This is a genomic window from Streptomyces sp. NPDC058307 (assembly GCF_042880295.1).
Taxonomy (GTDB): domain Bacteria; phylum Actinomycetota; class Actinomycetes; order Streptomycetales; family Streptomycetaceae; genus Streptomyces.
Window position 1 is genome coordinate 124857 of the sequence record NZ_JBHVYZ010000009.1, and the last position, 17496, is coordinate 142352.

The following is a 17496-nucleotide window of genomic DNA, read 5'->3' on the forward strand; positions in this document are numbered from 1 at the left end:
GTGCAGCCTGGTCGTGTCCCCGCCCCCGGGGTCACGGCCAGGTCGTGACCGATCGGAGACCCATGTCAGGCACCCCGCCCCGCGTTGGCGCCCTGCACGTCGGAGTCCGGCGGACCGTCCTCCGGTCGGCCGAGTCTCTCGCGGATCTTCTCGGCGTCCTGATGGTCGAACTCCACGAAGATCGCCAGTGCCTGCCGCCAGCTGTCGCGGGCGGCCTCCGGTTCACCGGCCGCCAGTTGGGCGTCACCCAGGTTGCCCAGAGTGTGACCCTCTCCCCACCGGTTGCCGATGTCCCGGTGTGTTTTGAGCGCCTGGTGGTAGTACTCGACGGCGTCGTCGTAACGGTGGAGCCGGCGTTGGGTCGTGCCGAGGATGTCGAGGGCGACGCCTTCGACCCAGCGGTTGCCGTTGGCGCGCAGGAGGTCCAGGGCCTGCTCCAGGCAGTCGACGGCCTCGTCGAGCCGGCCGAGCTGCTGGTAGACGTCGCCCAGGTTGCACAGGGAGATTCCCTCCCCCCAGACGCTGCCGATGGCCCGTTCGTTCGCCAGCCCCCGGCGGATGTACTCGACGGCCTTGTCGAGCCGGCCGGACTGCAGATACGCGTCGCCCAGGTTGCTCACGGCCGACCTTCTGCCTTCCGCGTCCCCGATCTCTCGGTAGGCGACCATCGCCTGGAAGATGTGGTCGATGGCCTCGTCGAGCCGGCCCGAGCAGCGCAGCGCGGCGGCCAGGTCCGCGAGACCCTGCGCCTCGCCACGGCGGTCGTCGTTCGCGCGGGCGGCGGCCAGTCCTGCCCGCGCGGTGTCGACCCAGTCGTGCGTATGGCTTCGAAGGTAGAAGAACCCCCACAGGACCGCAGGCAGTCGCCACGCGATACCCGGCAGGCCGGACCCGGCTGCCTGGTGCACTGCGGAGACCAGGTTGGCCCGTTCGGTCTCGCACCAGTTCAGAGCCTGGTCGTGCGTCCTGAACTCCAGGGGCCGGCACCGGGGCGGTGGCGGTTCCAGGCGGATCCGGCGACGCTGCGGGGTGATGTGCGGGTAAGCGGCGTCAGCGGTGTGCAGATACCAGGCGAGCAGCCGCTCCACGGCCCGCTTCCGCTCCTGCGGCGACTCCTCGGCGCCTACGCGTTCGGCGGCGTAGACGCGCAGCAGGTCGTGCAGGGTGTAGCGGCCCGGGAAGTACTCGGTGAGCAGGTGGGCGCGGGTGAGCTCGACGAGCAGACCGCGGGCCTCCCGTAGGGGGAGCCCGGCGAGGGCGGCGGCCGCGGGTGCGGAGATGTCGGGTCCGGAGTGCATGGCCAGCAGGCGGAACAGGCGGGTGGCCGGGGCGGACACGGCCTTGTACGACCAGGAGAAGACGGCCCGTACGTCGGTGGTGATGTCGTCGCCGCCGGCGAAGGCGTCGAGGCTGCCGTGGCTGTCGCGCAGTTCCTCGGCGATGGCACTGAGCGGGAAGCCGGGGTGGGCGACGGCATGGGCGGCGACGATGGCCAGCGCCAGTGGCAGCCGGGCGCACCGGGTGATGATCTCGTCCGCCGCCTGAGGTTCCGCCGCCGGCCGGGCGGTGCCGAGACGGCGCGCCAGGAGGTCGTGGGCCTCGGCGGGCGTCAACTGGTCCAGGGTCAGCGGATGCGCCCCTTCGGCGGCGACCAGGCCGGTGAGCTGGTTGCGGCCGGTGACGATGACCAGGCAGCCGGGGGCCCCGGGCAGCAGCGGGCGGACCTGTTCGGTGTCGCGGGCATTGTCGAGGAGGACCAGCATTCGCCGCCGGGCGAGCATGCTGCGATAGAGCGCCGTCTGGGCGTCGAGGCCGGCGGGGATCCGCATCGGCGGGACACCGAGCGCGCCGAGGAAGGCGCGGATGGCCTCGTCCGGCGTCACGAGCGAGCCGGTCGGATCGAACCCGCGCAGATTGACGTAGAGCTGTCCGTCGGGGAAGCGGTCGGCTATCTCATGCGCCCAGTGCACGGCCAGGGTGGTCTTGCCGATGCCGGCCATGCCCCCGATCGCACTGATCACCACGGTGGCCGGGGCACCGCCCTGCGCGGGCAACAGAGCTCGGACCTGGTCGAGTTCGGCGGATCGGCCGACGAACGTCGGCAGGTCGGCGGGAAGTTGTGCCGGGCGGGCCGCAGGTAAGACGGCCGGGGAGGCAGGGGGCACCGGGGAAGCCGGCCCGTCGGGCGGGCGGGGGTCCAGGGTCGTGTCGGCCGCGAGTATGCGGTCGTGCAGATCCCGCAGCGGCGCGCCGGGTTCGATGCCCAGTTCGGCCACCAGTGTGCTCCGCGTACTGCGATAGGCGGCCAGTGCCTCGGCCTGCCTCCCGGACCGGTAGAGCGCCAGCATGAGCAGTCGGCACAGTTGTTCCCGCAGCGGGTGCTTGCCGGTCAACGAGATCAGTTCGGCGATCACTTCGCCATGGCGTCCGCGTTCGACTTCGATGTCCAGCCAGGTCTCCAGCGTGGCCAGTCGCTCCTCGTTCAGCCGGGAGCCCTCGGACTCGGCCAGGGGGCCGGGGAGACCGCCCAGTGCCGCTCCCTGCCACTCGTCGAGCGCTGCGCGCAGCAACTCCGCGGCGGCGGACAGCTCCCCGGCGGCGCGCAGCTTTCTTGCCTCCCTGACCCGCTGCTCGAACACGGCGAGATCCAGTCCGTCCTCCGGCAGACGTATCAGGTACCCGTCCCCGACCGACACGACCATCGGTCGGGTCTCGGCCGCCTCCGGCCCTGGTTCAAGTACCTTGCGCAGGCGCGACACATAGGTCCGAAGGACGGACACGGCAGCCGTCGGCTGCTTCTCGCCCCAGACCGCGTCGAGGAGTTCGGCGAGTGCGACAGCGCGTCCCCGCCGCAACAACAGCGCCGCCAGGACAGCCCGCTGCTGTGGCGAACCGAGGTCCAGTTCCTGTTCACCCCGCCATGCCCGGACCGGCCCGAGCACGGCGAAGCGCACGCAGTTCTTGTAGCCGCTCACCCCTCGACTGTACTCAACAGCCGTCCCACCAAACCCATCTGACGGAGCGTGCTCCTTTCGGCGCGGTCGTCGCTGTCCTGTCGGCTGAGGGATTGAACCGTTCCCGTACGGCCCCCGTTGCGATAGCCGGGGACCGTCACGGCGTTCCCGACCGGGGCCATGCGGCCGGGAAGCGTCAGAAAGGAAAAGCCATGAGCCGGGGTGAAGAGACGGACGAGCGGACCACGGGGGACGACCACGCCGTGTCCGGGGAACCAGTGGGTCTCGGTAAGGCGGAATCTGCCGGGGACGTGTCCGAGCCGGCCCCACGCTACGCGGTGGTCATCTCCGGAGACGGCTCGGCCGCCATCGACGGCGAACCCGTACCGGTGACTGGAGGAGTGGCGGTCGACGCCGCGATCCTCGACACATTGCACGGGTACGCACGCGACCGGAACACCACCGTGACGGCGACCATCTCCGATCCCTCGGCGGGGTACGTGGCGTTCGTCGAGGTCGCCCCCGACGGTTCCAGCAGCCTTCTAGAGCAGCAGCAGCAGGAGCAGGTGGTCGAGCCCGCCGAACACGCGGAGTCGTACGGACCCGTAGCGGGTTCCGGAGCCGGAGCCGGAGCCAGAGCCGGAGCCGGAGCTGACGATGACGTCGATCTCACCGAAGCCGACGATCTCGATCTCACCGAATGCGACGACGAAGCCCAATCCGACGCCGAATCCGACGCCCAATCCGACGCCGAATCCGACGCCCAATCCGACGCCGAATCCGACGCCGAATCCGACGCCGAATCCGAAGCCGGCGACGATGATGACGACTTCGACGGAGAGGCGTACACACTGGAGCAGCAGCGGCAGCGCCGACTCACCGGGCCGCCCCCGCGCCTGGCCGCCCGACCGAGTTCGAGGGTCGCCCTGGGGAACGGATCACGTCAGTCGGACGACGAGTACGGGTCGCCCGGTCTGCTCCACAAGCCGCTGGTCGTCGGACCGGTGGCCCTCGGGGTGGCCGCCCTCGTCATCGTTCCGCTGGTGATCCTGGGCAGTGGTGCATCGGACGACGGAGGGCACCAGAAGCAGGCGGCGCGTTCGAGCGCCGAGACGAGCGGAACTCCTCAGGCCGAGGAGGCGGCGCCTACCGCCTCCCCTTCCACGAGCAGACTGTCCCCACTGCCCGGCGTGACAGCCACCTCGCCGTCGGCCAGGCCGAAGGCCTCGAAGAGTGCGAAGGCCCCGAAGAGCGGGGGAGGGGTGGGAGGGGTGGGAGGGGTCACAGTCACCGTGACGGCGAAGCCCCCGCGGGCCACCGTGACCGCGAAGCCCCGGCAGGACACCGCCGCCACCGCTGTGAACCGGCTCCACCGGAACGACCCGTCCGGGCGGCACATCTGCTATCGCGCATACCTCTCCGGACAGGGCTGGCAGAAGCCGGTGTGTGACGGCACGCTGGCCGGAACGACGAGCGGAACCCACCCGATCAAGGCCCTCAACATCGCGGTGTACGGCGGCGACGGCTCGTCCGCCAACGCCTTCGTGCACGACGCCCGGTCGACCGACGGCCGGGGCAAGTGGGCGCCACAGTGGACCGCCGTCATCGGCGACGGCAAGAACAACTACATCGGCAGCACGAAGTCGAGCGCCCCGTACATGACGGGCTTCGCCATCAACATCGGCAGCGGCCACGTCTGCCGGACCGCCAAAGTCCACGGCTACGACTGGGGCAGTTCGGATTGCGCCGACCCACGCCCCGGCTTCGTCTTCGGTGGCGCCCTCGAGAACACGCGCTGGCTCGAAGCCGTCAAGCTCTGGGTGTGAACGGGAAGGCGCACATCGACCCGTCGCCGGACTGCTTCATCGCTCCGTGTGCGGAGCGCGGACGGCGGCGGGGCGTTAGGGAACGTCTGGATCTTCCCGAGCGGTTCCGCCTCCACGACTGGCGACACGACAAGGTCACCAACGACCTGGACGCAGGGGAGAACCCCTTGAAGGTCTTTGCGGCGTGAGGCACCGCTTGCCGGGCACTGTGGCCCGGTGCGGCAAACGCCGGGTCGAAGGCGCGCGATGCGTACCGCGGAGACGGCCGGGGCCGCCACCCCCCACAGGAGAGGCCCCGGCCGTCGCGCGGTACGGGCCGCGCGGCGGCCCGTACTCCCTTCAGCGTCATGAGTGCGGTTTCTGTCACACCCAGCCGAACCCCCGCCGGATCACGAGCCAGTTGCATTTTGTACGGACATGGACGAGCAGCGGTTTCAGGTCGTAACGTGCCTTTCGCGCCGAGCGCGGAAGTTGAATGATCAACCCCTCGACGGCTCGAAGCGGCGACCATCGATCGCGACCACGTATTGAGGATTCACGGGTGCTGGGGGACGACGCGGAGTTGACTGCCGCGGTGCTTGCGGCACAGGACGGGGACGAGACCGCGTTCCGGACTGTGTACCGCGCGGTGCACCCGCGGCTGCTCGGATACGTCCGGACGCTGGTCGGCGATCCGGACGCCGAGGACGTGGCCTCCGAGGCGTGGCTCCAGATAGCCCGTGACCTGGACCGTTTCGACGGGGACGCGGACCGTTTCCGCGGCTGGGCGGCCCGGATAGCCCGCAACCGCGCCCTGGACCACATCCGGATGCGCGGCCGCCGCCCCGCCATCGGCGGCGACGAGACCGAGCTGACCGGGAAGCCCGCCGAGTCGGACACCGCGGGAGAGGCCATCGAGGCGCTGGCCACCGACACCACCCTCTCGCTCATCGCGCGGCTGCCCCAGGACCAGGCCGAGGCCGTGGTGCTGCGGGTGGTGGTCGGCCTGGACGCCAAGACCGCCGCCGAGACCCTCGGCAAGCGTCCCGGCGCGGTACGGACGGCCGCGCACCGGGGTCTGAAACGGCTAGCGGAGCTCCTCGGCGAGGATCCGGAATCGGCCGACGCGCTCGATGCCCTGCCGCCGCAGCGAGAACCGCAGGACAGTGCGGTGACATCCGCGAGTGTGACGCATATGCGTCCGCGGACGCAGAAGGACATGTGATGGCCGACGAGAGCTACGGGTGGCTGGACCTCGAGACAGCGGAGCGGTTGCTGCGCGGCGAGTCACTGGAAGCTGTCGACGAGGCCGCCCGCGACCAGGCCGAGCGGCTCGCGAAAACGCTCGACGCGCTGACCGTGGAACCCGCTCCGACCAGCGGCGAACTGCCCGGCGAGGAGGCCGCGCTGGCCGCCTTCCGCAAGGTGCGCGCGGATCGTGCGGACGACTGGGTGAGTCCGCCCGTCCCGGGCCGGCGCCCGGCCCAAGCCGGTTCCGGCGACGCCGGTCTCGTCCGGATCGGCGCCCCCGACGGGAGGTCCGGCCGGGCCCGCCGTCGGCGTCCCGCACACCTCGGGCTCGCCGCCGTACTGGCCGTCGGGATGGTGGGCGGAGTGGCCGTCGCGGCCGGATTCGGAGTCCTGCCGCACGTCGGGGACGGCGAACCGGAACCCGCGTCGACGGTGTCGGCCGCCGCCACCCCGGACCGCCCGGGCGTCTCGCCGTCGACCCCGGCCCCCCAGGTCGCGCCCTCGCCCGAGGGCTCCCCCTCCGGTGGGACCGGCTCCCGGGACACGGCACGCGGCGACACCGGCGCGGTCCCCGACACGGGCTCCGAGGGGCGCGGCGTACGGCCCCGCGGCGACGGGAACGCAGCCGCCCCGGCCTGCCGTGACCTGCGCGCCGGCAAGAAACTCGACCCGCTCCGCAAGCGCTCCCTGGAGGGTGCGGCGGGCGGCACCTCGCGGGTGTGGACGTACTGCAAGGGCGTCCTGTCCGGCGCCGGCATCCAGAGCGACGCCAAGCCCGCCCCCGACGACCGCAAGAACGGCCACGAGGACGACCACAACGGCGACGGCAAGGGCGAGGACACCGGCGACCACCTGGACAACGACAACAACCGGCACGGCCGGGGCGACGACGGCCGGTTCACGTCCCCCCGCAAGAACCACCACGCCCCCGACGGCGGCACCTCCGGGGCCCCGCTCTCCCCGATCCGGGCAACGATGTCACCGGCCCCCCGGCCGAGCCCGTCGTACAGCGCCCTCTGACCGCCGCAGACATCGCTGACCTGCGCTTTTCCCACCCGTCGCGGTTTCGGTCGCGGCGGGTGTGACGTTTTCGGCCGCCGCGGCGCAGTATGGAGTGAGCCGACTGGTCATCGGCCGTCGCACAGAGCCGGGGTTCCCCCCGTACCTACGGCTCGTGCATCTCGGCGCGGGCGGGACACGTTCCCCCGGTCCCGTCCGCGCCCCCAACCCCTCCTCGCGGAACCGAGCCGGAACTCACCAGTGGACGACGACCTTGTCGCCGTTCCTCACCTGGTTGAACAGGTCCGCGATCGCCGCCTCGTCCCGCACGTTGACGCAGCCGTGCGAGCCTCCGGCGTATCCGTTGGCGGCGAAGTCGGCCGAGTAGTGCACCGCCTGGCCGCCGCTGAAGAACATCGCGTACGGCATCGGGGAGTCGTAGAGCGTCGACACATGGTGCCGTGACTTCCAGTAGACGCTGAACACACCCTCACGGGTGGGTGTGCCCACCGAGCCGAAGCGGACCGGCACGGTCATGACCGTCCGGCCGTCGATCATCCAGCGCAGTGTCCGGCTCGTCTTGCTGATGCACAGCACCCGCCCGGTCAGACAGCGCGCGTCCGGAGCGTCGGCCGGCTGGCCGCCCATCAGATACAGCTCCCACTTGCCCGGCTCGCGCGTCATATCCTTCAGCCGCTTCCAGGTGACCGTGTCGGTCCTCCCGGTCCTCGGCAGCCCGCGCTTGCCCTGGAACCCCTTCACCGCCCGCTCGGTGAGATCGTCGTACGACCCCGTCGGCCCGTCGTAGAGCCAGGCGACCTGACGCAGCCGGGCCTGCAACTCCCGTACGTCCCGCCCGGAGTCGCCCCGCGACCACAGCACGGCGGGCGCGGGGGTCTCACCAGACGTGGACGTGGACGGTGTCGCGCTCGGCTTCTGGTCGTCGTCGGCCGGCGGTGTGCTGTGCTGCGGGACCTCGATCCGCACCGGCAGACGCCGCTTGCCGTCCCCGTCGCCGTCCGCGCTCCGCACCGTGCAGCCGCAGGCCAGCGCCAGGACCAGCAGCGCGGCGAACGATCTCCCCATGCCCGTACTACGCATCCGGACCCCCTGTCGTCTCACCGGCATCCCCTGAGATGTCTCCCCCCGGACGGCCGGTTGCGAACGGCCCGGCGGCGCTTCGCCCGGGACCGCAATACGGTGGTGGGCATGACGCGTGAGTCGGAGTCCGGACTGCCCATCGAACCCGTCTACGGTCCCGAGGCCCTGGAGGGCTGGGTTCCCGAGGAGAAGCTCGGCGAGCCGGGCGGGTACCCCTTCACGCGGGGCGTGTACCCGTCGATGTACACGGGCCGCCCCTGGACCATGCGCCAGTACGCCGGTTTCGGCACGGCCACCGAGTCCAACGCCCGGTACCGGCAGCTGATCGCCCACGGCACGACGGGCCTGTCGGTCGCCTTCGACCTGCCCACCCAGATGGGCCACGACTCCGACGCGCCGATCGCCCACGGCGAGGTCGGCAAGGTGGGTGTCGCCGTCGACTCGGTCGAGGACATGCGGGTGCTGTTCGGCGGGATCCCGCTGGACCAGGTGTCCACGTCGATGACGATCAACGCACCCGCCGCGGTGCTGCTGCTCCTGTACCAACTGGTCGCCGAGGAGCAGGGGGTGCCGGCGGACCATCTCACCGGCACCATCCAGAACGACGTGCTGAAGGAGTACATCGCGCGGGGCACGTACATCTTCCCGCCGAAGCCCTCCCTGCGTCTGACCGCGGACATCTTCAAGTACTGCGGGGCCGAGATCCCCAGGTGGAACACGATCTCGATCTCCGGCTACCACATGGCCGAGGCGGGCGCCTCCCCGGCGCAGGAGATCGCGTTCACGCTCGCGGACGGCATCGAGTACGTGCGCACGGCGGTCGCGGCCGGCATGGACGTCGACGACTTCGCACCCCGCCTGTCCTTCTTCTTCGTGGCCCGTACGACGATTCTGGAGGAGGTCGCCAAGTTCCGTGCGGCCCGGCGCATCTGGGCGAAGGTGATGCGGGACGAGTTCGGCGCGATGGACCCCAAGTCGCTGATGCTGCGCTTCCACACGCAGACGGCCGGGGTGCAGCTGACGGCCCAGCAGCCGGAGGTCAACCTGGTCCGGGTCGCCGTCCAGGGGCTGGCCGCGGTCCTGGGCGGCACCCAGTCCCTGCACACCAACTCCTTCGACGAGGCCATCGCGCTCCCGACCGACAAGAGCGCCCGGCTGGCGCTCCGTACCCAGCAGGTCCTCGCCCACGAGACCGACGTCACGGCCACCGTGGACCCCTTCGCGGGCTCGTACGCCGTGGAGAAGATGACCGACGACGTCGAGGGGGCCGCACTGGAGCTGATGCGGAAGGTCGAGGACCTCGGCGGCGCGGTCGCCGCCATCGAGCACGGCTTCCAGAAGAACGAGATCGAGCACAACGCCTACCGCATCGCCCAGGAGACCGACTCCGGCGAGCGGGTGGTCGTCGGCGTCAACCGCTTCCGGCTCGACGAGGAGGAACCCTACGAGCCGCTCCGCGTCGACCCCGCCATCGAGGCCCAACAGGCCGAACGCCTCGCGAAACTGCGCGCCGAACGCGACCGGGCGGCGGTGGACGCGGCCCTCGCCGCCCTGAAGAAGGCGGCGGAGGGCGAGGACAACGTCCTGTACCCGATGAAGGACGCGCTGAAGGCCCGGGCGACGGTCGGCGAGGTGTGCAACGCCCTGCGCGAGGTGTGGGGCACGTATGTCCCCTCGGACGCGTTCTGAGTGCGCCACTCGTCCCCGTGTTCGGTGGTGCGACACTCGTCCCCATGTCCGGCGTCGCAGCCGTGAAGCAGTCGCTCGCTAGCGCGCGATCCCGCGGCCGATGTACCCCATCAGCTTCGAGGCGTCCTCGCCCGCCCAGCCCGCATAGCCGTCGGGCCGCACCAGGAACAGCCCCGAACTCAGCCCTGACCAGCCCGGTGTCCGCCCGTTCCCCGGGCATCGAGCGCCGCCCGCAACCGCGGGGTCAGCCGGTCCTCCACGAAGCGGTTGAGGAGCCAGGCGAGGGTCAGCATCGAGGCGACGGTCAGGGCGAAGGTCACGGCCGACGGCAGGTCCAGGTCACGGTGGAGGACCTTGATCACCACCCAGCCCAGGTGTTCGTGCACCAGGTAGAAGGGGTACGTCAACGCCCCGGCCACCGTCAGCCAGCGCCAGTTCGCCCACTCCAGCCGGCCGAGCGCGATCGCGGCGACGGCGAGGAACCCGAAGGCGACGACCAGGACGATGCCGAACGTCGTCCGGTGGGCGAAGGCGTTCGGGTCCGAGGCGTTCCACAGCTCGCGCACCGCGTAGTGCTGGCCGATCAGGAAGCTGACGGCGACGATGCCCCACGCGTAGGCGTCCTTGCGGTCGCGGTGGACCAGGTAGAGGCCCATGCCGCCGATGAAGAACGGCGCGTACTCCGGCATCAGCACGATGTCCAGCAGTGGCGTCTTCGCGCCCTGGGCGATCGCGGCCGCGAGGGTCCAGCACGCGCAGAACATGACGACCCGGCGCCGGTTCGCGCCCGGCAGGACCACGACCAGGGCGAACAGGGCGTAGAAGCGGATCTCCGCCCACAGGGTCCAGTCCACGCCGAGCACCCGGTCGACGCCCAGCGGCTGCTGGAGCAGGGTCAGGTTCACCAGGGCGTCGCTCGGCGAGACCGTCCTGTAGACGACCCAGGGGAGCGCGAACACCCCGGCGACGAGGATCACAGCCACCCAGTAGGCGGGCATCAGCCGGGACACACGGGACGCGAAGAACGAGCGCAGCGGACGGCCCCAGCCGCTCATGCAGATGACGAAGCCACTGATGACGAAGAAGATCTGGACCCCGAGACAGCCGTAGGCGAACGGTGTGTGCAGGGTGGGGAACTGCTGTTGTGCGGAACGTCCCCAGGCCCCGGTGACCTCACCGCCCCGGCCGCCGTAGTGGTACGCCGCCACCATCAGCGCGGCCACCAGCCGTAGCCCGTCCAGCGCGCGGAGTCGGCCGCCCGCGCGCTTGACCGGCGCGACCTGAACGGGTGCAGCCGTGACGGACTGCGGCTTGGTGGTGCTCACGACCGTCTCGGTCACGGTGGTACCCCTAGCAGGGAGAAGTGGCGTCCACCAGCAGGTTAGGCAGCGTCCCGGGCACTTGTGTTCGAGGAGATCGCTCTTCGCTCAGCTCTCTCCAAGGGTTCACCTGGCCGACGGACAGGATTCCCCCGGTGTTCCCGGCCCACCGGAGCAACCCCCCGCCCGTGTCCTCGGCGCCTATCGCCGTACGGACTTCTTCAGGGCCCGTGCCCTGCGCACCACCCGGCGCGCGGTCGCGTTGTGCGGCAGGAAGGCCAGCCGCTCCGGGATCCCGCCCGGCAGCCCGAGCGAGGTCAGGCGCTTCTTGCGGAAGTAGCGCCGGGTGCGGGGGCCGAAGTGCCGGGAGAGATAGCGTTCCGCGGCCGGGCGCAGCGGCGGGTGGAGCTGCGCCTGCATCGTGAAACTCAGTGCGGTGACCAGGTCGTTGAGCGTGTCGGCGGGCACCGCCTCCTCGCCGGCGCGGCCCTCCAGATCTGCCAGCACCGCGTCCGCCAGCACCACCGGCACCCGGTTGCTGTTCTGGTACGGCGTCAGCCGCTGCAGCAGCAGCTCGGTGCCGATGCGGGCGGCCGGCAGGTCGTAGAGGGCGGAGGCCGTGAACAGGGCGGTGGAGAAGCAGCCGACGACCAGTGCGGGCCGGGCCTTCTCGAACAGCACCTCGGCGAGCACCGGGGTGTCCAGCACGGTGAGGTCCACGCCGAGCTTCTCGGCCTCGGCCTCCAGGGCGCGGCTGAAGCGGGCCGGTGCGCTGGGGTGCGGCTTGAAGACGACCGCACGGTGTCCCTTGGCGACCGCGCCCTTCAGCATCCGCACGTGCAGGGCCTCCTCCTCCTCGGGGGAGAGGATCTCCAGCGCGGAGAGGTACTGGCCGAGCAGCAGCGCCGCGTCGTCCGGCAGCGGCGGCAACTCCTCTACGGCGGCCGTCAGTTCACCCATCGCCTTCAGGAAGGCGGACGTCGGCACCACGACCGGCGGTACGCCGAACTCGGTCAGCAGCATCGGCGTGAGGCCCGCGATCAGGTCCAGGTGGAGCAGCCGTCGCACCCGGGTGCCGACCAGCGGGTCGAGCCTGCTGCGGGTGGGGCCGTAACTCATCAGCCCGTCGGCGTAGACGTCGACCGGGGCGCCGGTGAAGATCTGGGCGACGGTGAGGGCGGGGGCGACCTGGAGGGACTCCAGGACCAGTTCGACCCGGTCCTCGCCCAGGCCCCACAGCAGCCGCAGATAGCGCTCGAAGAGGGGGATGTCGTCCGGGCGGGGCGTCCAGGAGCCCGGGTGGAAGGGGCGGATGGCCTCGTTCCAGGACAGCACCTCGTCGAAGTGGTCGCGCAGCGGCGCGAAGCCCGGCATCTCGTCCAGCGGTGTCGACGTCTCCGGTGTCGCCGTGTTGTTGAACACCAGCAGCACCCGCCGCTCGGGCTCCTCGAAGAGGTCGGAGTCGATCGCGGCGGCCAGCGTGACCGCGCCGTACAGCGTGGAGGCGCAGAAGATCTGGGTCGTACGGGAACCGGTCGGGGGCATCACGCGGCCGCCTTCGCTGTGGTGACCCGTCGCCGCAGCCGCCGCAGCTTGGCGGAACGGCGCAGGTCCATGGTGTCGAGTACGTCGCCGAGCGCGTCCTGCGGCATCCGCCTCATGGCCGCCGCGCTCATCGCCCGCAGCTGCCTGGCCACGGACGGCTCCCACTTGGACTCGTCGGAGAGATGGTGGGCCATGATCGCGCAGTAGGTGCGCACCGCCTTGGGCAGCAGCTTGTCGGCGTCCCGGTCCGCCGCCGTCTCCTCGATGACCTGGTCGAAGGCGCGGATGAAGTCGAGCTGGCGGGCGTCGCCGATCTGGGTGAGGGAGGAGGCCACCCCGCGCCGGTAGAACACCCCCAGCAGGCTCACCACGGCGAACGACTCGGCCTCACGGTGCAGCTTCCATATCCACGGCCGGTCCTCGGCCGTGCGCAGCCCGTCGGTGAAGTGCAGCAGGCCTTTGTCGAGCAGACGGCGGTGGTAGGCGCCGGCCCACGCGTACGCGTAGTCCACGGAGGTCGAGCGGTCGGCGGGCAGGATCGCGTCCCGCGGGTTCAGCACCTCGCCCCGCCGCCCGATCGGGACCCGGTGCACGGTCCGGGCCCGCGCCACGGTCTGCACATGGTCGGTACGGACGAAGTCACAGCCCAACTCCTCGATGGCAGCGACCAGTTGTGTGAGATAGCCCGGCGCGAGCCAGTCGTCGCCGTCCAGGAAGGTCAGATACTCGCCGCGCGCCGCGTCCAGGCCGGTGTTGCGCGCGGTGGCGAGCCCTCCGTTCGTCTCGTGGTGGAGGACCCGCACCTGGGCGACGTCCGACAGCTCCTCGGCCGCACGGTCGAGAATCGCCGGAGTTTCGTCCTTGGATTTGTCGTTCACCAGGACGAACTCGAAATCCCGGTGCGCATTCATGCGAAGACTTCGGAGGGTGTCGGGGGCGTATTGCTGCACGTTGTAGAACGGCACGATGACGGAGAGCTTGGGCACCCGCAAAACGCTAGAAGGCGGTCCGGCAGCAGAACTTTCCGGAAAGGAGACTGCGGGTGAACTCGATGTGTCGGATCGGTGCATCCCGTGTACTTCCTGGTCCTGGGCGGGCCAGTTCGGCTCTCGGTGGTCCTTTGTTAACTTCTCGTTGATTCACGGTTGGGCGGGACCTAGAAATCCCTTCCTAACGTCGTCGTCGTGCCGCCAAGTACACCGAAGTCCCTTCGAATCGCCGTCCTCGCGGACTCCGACACCCGCTGGAAATGGGGTGCGCTGACCGCCGACCGCATCGCTCCGGATCCGTCCATGGAAGCCGCACCCCGAGGCGGGGCGCAGGCCGGCCCCGCGCTGGACGGATTCCTGCTGCGCGGCCGGGCCACCCCCACCGCACGCCAGCTCGACGAGGTCGGGGTGCGCGCGGACTCCCTGCGGGAGGTGACCGCGGCCGAGTTCCTGCGGGCCATGGCCGAGACGTCGTACGACCTCGTCGTGCTGGCCCTGGTCGGCGGCGGGGTCCAGGCGATGCTGCACGGGCTGGGGCGCGTCTGGGAGGGCCTCGAGAAGCGTCCCGTCGTCGTCACCGGCTATGTCGGCGTCGTCTACGAGAAGCTCGCCGACGGCCTCCTCCTGCGGCACGGGGCCGACCTGGTCCTCGCCAACTCCCGCCAGGACGCCGAGCGATTTTGCGCGGTGTACGAGGGCGTGGGCGCCGATGCCTCGTCGGTCACGGAGGTGGCGCTGCCGTTCCTCGGCGGTGCGGCCTACCAAGGTGAACACACCCCGTACACCGTGGTCTTCGCGGTCCAGCCCTCGGTGCCGGACAACCGCGGGGACCGCGTGTACCTGCTGAACCGGCTCATCCGGCACGCCCGGCTGCACCCCCAGCGCGAGGTGCTGCTCAAGTTGCGCTCCCGGCCCGGCGAACACACCACGCACATCGAGGAGTTGCCGTACCAGAAGCTGGTCCAGCGGCTCGAACCACCGGCCAACTTCCGTCTGGTGTACGGCAACATGGGCGAGGTCCTGGACCGGACCGACCTGCTGGTCACCATCAGCTCCACGGCCGCGCTGGAGTCGCTGCACCGCCGGATCCCGACGGCCGTACTGACCGACCTGGGCATCCGCGAGGTCCTCGGCAACCACCACTTCGTGGGCTCCGGCTGCCTCGCCTCCTGGGACCAACTGGACGCCGGTCACCGGCCGGTGCCCGACGAGGAGTGGGTGGCCCGGCAGGGAGTCGTACCGGACGGCTCGTACGCGCACGCCTTCGACGCGGCGCGCGAGCGCATCACCAAGCTGCTGGCCTCGCCCGGGCTGCCCCCGCTGACCCCGTACTACACACCCGTCACCGCCCCCGGCTACCTCCCCGGCATCCTCGCCCGCCACCACCTCGGCCCCGACGGCACACCGCTGCCCGGCGCACCCGCCCACGAGAGGGAGCCGGGTCCGGTCCGCCAGATCGTCCGCCGGGCGGCCCGCGGCGCCTACCGGCACGGGGTGCAGCGCGTGGCCCCGGTGATCCGGCGGATGGGGGAGCTGTGAACACCTTCCAAGGCCTCTCGCAAGGAGCAGACCCCATGTCCCACCCGCAAGCGGGCCAAGGCGCTTCGGTGCGCCGGGTGCTCGCGGTGATTCCCGCACGCGGCGGCTCCAAGGGCGTGCCCGCGAAGAACCTCGCCCCCGTGGGAGGTGTGCCGCTGGTCGCGCGGGCCGTGCGCGAGTGCCGGGCGACCCGGCTGGTGACGGACGTCCTCGTCTCCACCGACGACCAGGCGATCGCCGCCGCCGCCCGCGAGGCCGGCGCCGAGGTGGTGCTGCGCCCCGCCGCCATCGCCGGTGACACGGCCACCTCGGAGGCCGCCGTCCTGCACGCCCTGGACACCCACGAGGCCCTGCACGGCGCGGCCGTCGACGTCGTGGTGTTCGTGCAGTGCACCAGCCCCTTCGTCGTCCGTGAGGACATCGACGGGGTCGCCGCCGCGGTCGTCGAGGACGGCGCGGACACCGCCGTCACCGTGGCGCCCTTCCACGGCTTCATCTGGCGGGACGCCGAGGCCCCCCAGGACGCGGCGGGCTCGACCACCGGCGGGGGCTTCGGCGTCAACCACGACAAGTCCTACCGCCCCCGCCGCCAGGACCGCCCCCAGGACCTCCTGGAGACCGGCGCCGCCTACGCGATGGACGCGCCGGGCTTCCGCAAGCACCAGCACCGCTTCTTCGGCCGTACGGAACTCGTCCGCACGGACCCCGCGCGCGTGCTGGAGATCGACGACCCGCACGACCTCGCCCGCGCCCGCGCGCTGGCCCCCCTGTTCGACGCCGACCGCGCCGGAGCACTGCCGTCCTTCGACGACATCGACGCGGTCGTACTGGACTTCGACGGCACCCAGACCGACGACCGGGTGCTGATCGACGCCGATGGAAAGGAGTTCGTCTCCGTGCACCGCGGCGACGGACTCGGCATCGCCGCCCTGCGCAAGTCGGGCCTGAAGATGCTGATCCTCTCCACGGAGCAGAACCCGGTCGTCGCCGCCCGCGCACGCAAGCTCAAGATCCCCGTGCTGCACGGCATCGACCGGAAGGACCTCGCGCTGAAGCAGTGGTGCGAGGAGCAGGGCATCGCGCCCGAGCGCGTGCTCTACGCCGGCAACGACGTCAACGACCTCCCGTGCTTCGCCCTCGTGGGCTGGCCCGTGGCGGTCGCGAGCGCCCACGACGTGGTACGCGGCGCCGCCCGTGCGGTCACCACCGTCCCCGGTGGCGACGGCGCGATCCGAGAGATCGCCAGCTGGATCCTCGGCCCCTCTCTCGACTCCCTCGACAGTTAAGGAACGTTCCCCTCATGTCTGTCAACACCCGTCTGCGCACCTTCGGCACCGAGCGCATCGCCGGCCCCGGTCAGCCCGTCTACATCTGCGGCGAGATCGGCATCAACCACAACGGCGAGCTGGAGAACGCCTTCAAGCTCATCGACGTGGCCGCCGAGGCCGGCTGCGACGCCGTCAAGTTCCAGAAGCGCACGCCCGAGATCTGCACCCCGCGCGACCAGTGGGACATCGAGCGCGACACCCCCTGGGGCCGGATGACCTACATCGACTACCGCCACCGCGTGGAGTTCGGCGAGGACGAGTACCGCCGGATCGACGCGTACTGCAAGGAGAAGGGGATCGCCTGGTTCGCCTCCCCGTGGGACACCGAGGCCGTCGCCTTCCTGGAGAAGTTCGACGTGCCCGCCCACAAGGTGGCGAGCGCCTCCCTCACGGACGACGAGCTCCTGTCCGCCCTGCGCGCCACGGGCCGCACGATCATCCTGTCCTCCGGGATGTCCACCCCGAAGCAGATCCGCCACGCGGTCGAGGTCCTCGGCTCGGAGAACATCCTTCTCTGCCACGCCACTTCGACGTACCCGGCGAAGGCCGAGGAGCTCAACCTCCGGGTCATCAACACGCTCCAGGAGGAGTACCCGAACGTCCCGATCGGCTACTCCGGCCACGAGACGGGCCTGCAGACCACGCTGGCCGCGGTCGCCCTCGGCGCGACCTTCGTCGAGCGCCACATCACCCTGGACCGCGCGATGTGGGGCTCCGACCAGGCCGCGTCGGTGGAGCCGCAGGGCCTGCAGAGGCTCGTGCGGGACATCCGCACCATCGAGGCCTCCCTCGGCGACGGCGTCAAGAAGGTCTACGACTCCGAGCTCGGCCCCATGAAGAAGCTGCGCCGCGTCACCGGCGTGGTCGCCGAGGCGGAGATCGCCGCGGCGGCGGGCGAGCCGGTCTCGGTCTGAGCCACGAGGTGCCGGGTCCTCAGGTGTCGTCTGCCTGAGGACCCGGCGCGCCCCTGTATACGA

General features: G+C 70.9%; 13 protein-coding genes. 8 read left to right on the forward strand and 5 right to left on the reverse strand.

Annotated features, from left to right (window positions below; genetic code table 11):
* Nucleotides 1–65: 65 nt before the first annotated feature.
* On the reverse strand, nucleotides 66–2975 hold the full coding sequence (locus tag ACFVYN_RS09710; RefSeq protein WP_389995026.1) for a BTAD domain-containing putative transcriptional regulator: 2910 nt from the start codon (nucleotides 2973–2975) through the stop codon (nucleotides 66–68).
* A gap of 191 nt (nucleotides 2976–3166) precedes the next feature.
* Here ACFVYN_RS09710 and ACFVYN_RS09715 point away from each other — a divergent pair, with 191 nt between their 5' ends.
* The 4 genes from ACFVYN_RS09715 (at nucleotide 3167) to ACFVYN_RS09730 (ending at nucleotide 7030) form a co-directional block, all read left to right on the forward strand.
* Complete coding sequence (locus ACFVYN_RS09715; protein ID WP_389995029.1) at nucleotides 3167–4780, forward strand: hypothetical protein; 1614 nt, start codon at nucleotides 3167–3169, stop codon at nucleotides 4778–4780.
* Complete coding sequence (locus ACFVYN_RS09720) at nucleotides 4777–4968, forward strand: hypothetical protein (protein WP_389995031.1); 192 nt, start codon at nucleotides 4777–4779, stop codon at nucleotides 4966–4968. Before ACFVYN_RS09715 ends, ACFVYN_RS09720 begins: the two co-directional genes overlap by 4 nt.
* Before the next feature lie 353 nt (nucleotides 4969–5321).
* Nucleotides 5322–5984 (forward strand): RNA polymerase sigma factor, encoded by a 663-nt coding sequence (locus tag ACFVYN_RS09725; protein WP_389995034.1) that lies wholly within the window; start codon nucleotides 5322–5324, stop codon nucleotides 5982–5984.
* On the forward strand, nucleotides 5984–7030 hold the full coding sequence (locus tag ACFVYN_RS09730; protein ID WP_389995037.1) for a hypothetical protein: 1047 nt from the start codon (nucleotides 5984–5986) through the stop codon (nucleotides 7028–7030). The genes ACFVYN_RS09725 and ACFVYN_RS09730 overlap by 1 nt, the downstream gene beginning before the upstream one ends.
* Before the next feature lie 234 nt (nucleotides 7031–7264).
* On the opposite strand, the gene ACFVYN_RS09735 is transcribed toward ACFVYN_RS09730, so the two are convergent.
* Nucleotides 7265–8095, reverse strand: a complete 831-nt coding sequence (locus ACFVYN_RS09735; protein WP_389995040.1) for a L,D-transpeptidase family protein — start codon at nucleotides 8093–8095, stop codon at nucleotides 7265–7267.
* A 123-nt stretch (nucleotides 8096–8218) separates the two neighbouring features.
* Here ACFVYN_RS09735 and ACFVYN_RS09740 point away from each other — a divergent pair, with 123 nt between their 5' ends.
* Nucleotides 8219–9799 carry a methylmalonyl-CoA mutase gene (locus ACFVYN_RS09740; RefSeq protein WP_389995043.1) on the forward strand — a complete coding sequence of 527 codons (1581 nt, stop codon included), beginning with the start codon at nucleotides 8219–8221 and terminating at the stop codon, nucleotides 9797–9799.
* 179 nt (nucleotides 9800–9978) lie between these two features.
* Here ACFVYN_RS09740 and ACFVYN_RS09745 read toward each other — a convergent pair whose 3' ends face one another.
* The 3 genes from ACFVYN_RS09745 to ACFVYN_RS09755 form a co-directional block, all read right to left on the reverse strand.
* The gene (locus ACFVYN_RS09745; RefSeq protein ID WP_389995046.1) at nucleotides 9979–11139 is read right to left on the reverse strand and encodes an acyltransferase family protein; all 1161 of its coding nucleotides are present in this window, start codon (nucleotides 11137–11139) and stop codon (nucleotides 9979–9981) included.
* 180 nt (nucleotides 11140–11319) lie between these two features.
* Nucleotides 11320–12663: an alpha-2,8-polysialyltransferase family protein gene (locus ACFVYN_RS09750; RefSeq protein ID WP_389995048.1), complete on the reverse strand. Its 1344-nt coding sequence runs from the start codon at nucleotides 12661–12663 to the stop codon at nucleotides 11320–11322.
* Complete coding sequence (locus ACFVYN_RS09755; RefSeq protein WP_389995051.1) at nucleotides 12663–13649, reverse strand: glycosyltransferase family 2 protein; 987 nt, start codon at nucleotides 13647–13649, stop codon at nucleotides 12663–12665. Before ACFVYN_RS09755 ends, ACFVYN_RS09750 begins: the two co-directional genes overlap by 1 nt.
* A 198-nt stretch (nucleotides 13650–13847) precedes the next feature.
* Here ACFVYN_RS09755 and ACFVYN_RS09760 point away from each other — a divergent pair, with 198 nt between their 5' ends.
* Genes ACFVYN_RS09760 through ACFVYN_RS09770 form a run of 3 tightly spaced genes read left to right on the forward strand, consistent with a single transcriptional unit; the run spans nucleotide 13848 to nucleotide 17433 of the window.
* Nucleotides 13848–15191: a DUF6716 putative glycosyltransferase gene (locus tag ACFVYN_RS09760; RefSeq protein ID WP_389995054.1), complete on the forward strand. Its 1344-nt coding sequence runs from the start codon at nucleotides 13848–13850 to the stop codon at nucleotides 15189–15191.
* A 35-nt stretch (nucleotides 15192–15226) separates the two neighbouring features.
* Nucleotides 15227–16477 (forward strand): cytidylyltransferase domain-containing protein, encoded by a 1251-nt coding sequence (locus ACFVYN_RS09765; RefSeq protein WP_389995057.1) that lies wholly within the window; start codon nucleotides 15227–15229, stop codon nucleotides 16475–16477.
* Between the two features lie 14 nt (nucleotides 16478–16491).
* Nucleotides 16492–17433 carry an N-acetylneuraminate synthase family protein gene (locus tag ACFVYN_RS09770; RefSeq protein WP_389995060.1) on the forward strand — a complete coding sequence of 314 codons (942 nt, stop codon included), beginning with the start codon at nucleotides 16492–16494 and terminating at the stop codon, nucleotides 17431–17433.
* The last annotated feature ends 63 nt before the right edge of the window (nucleotides 17434–17496 follow it).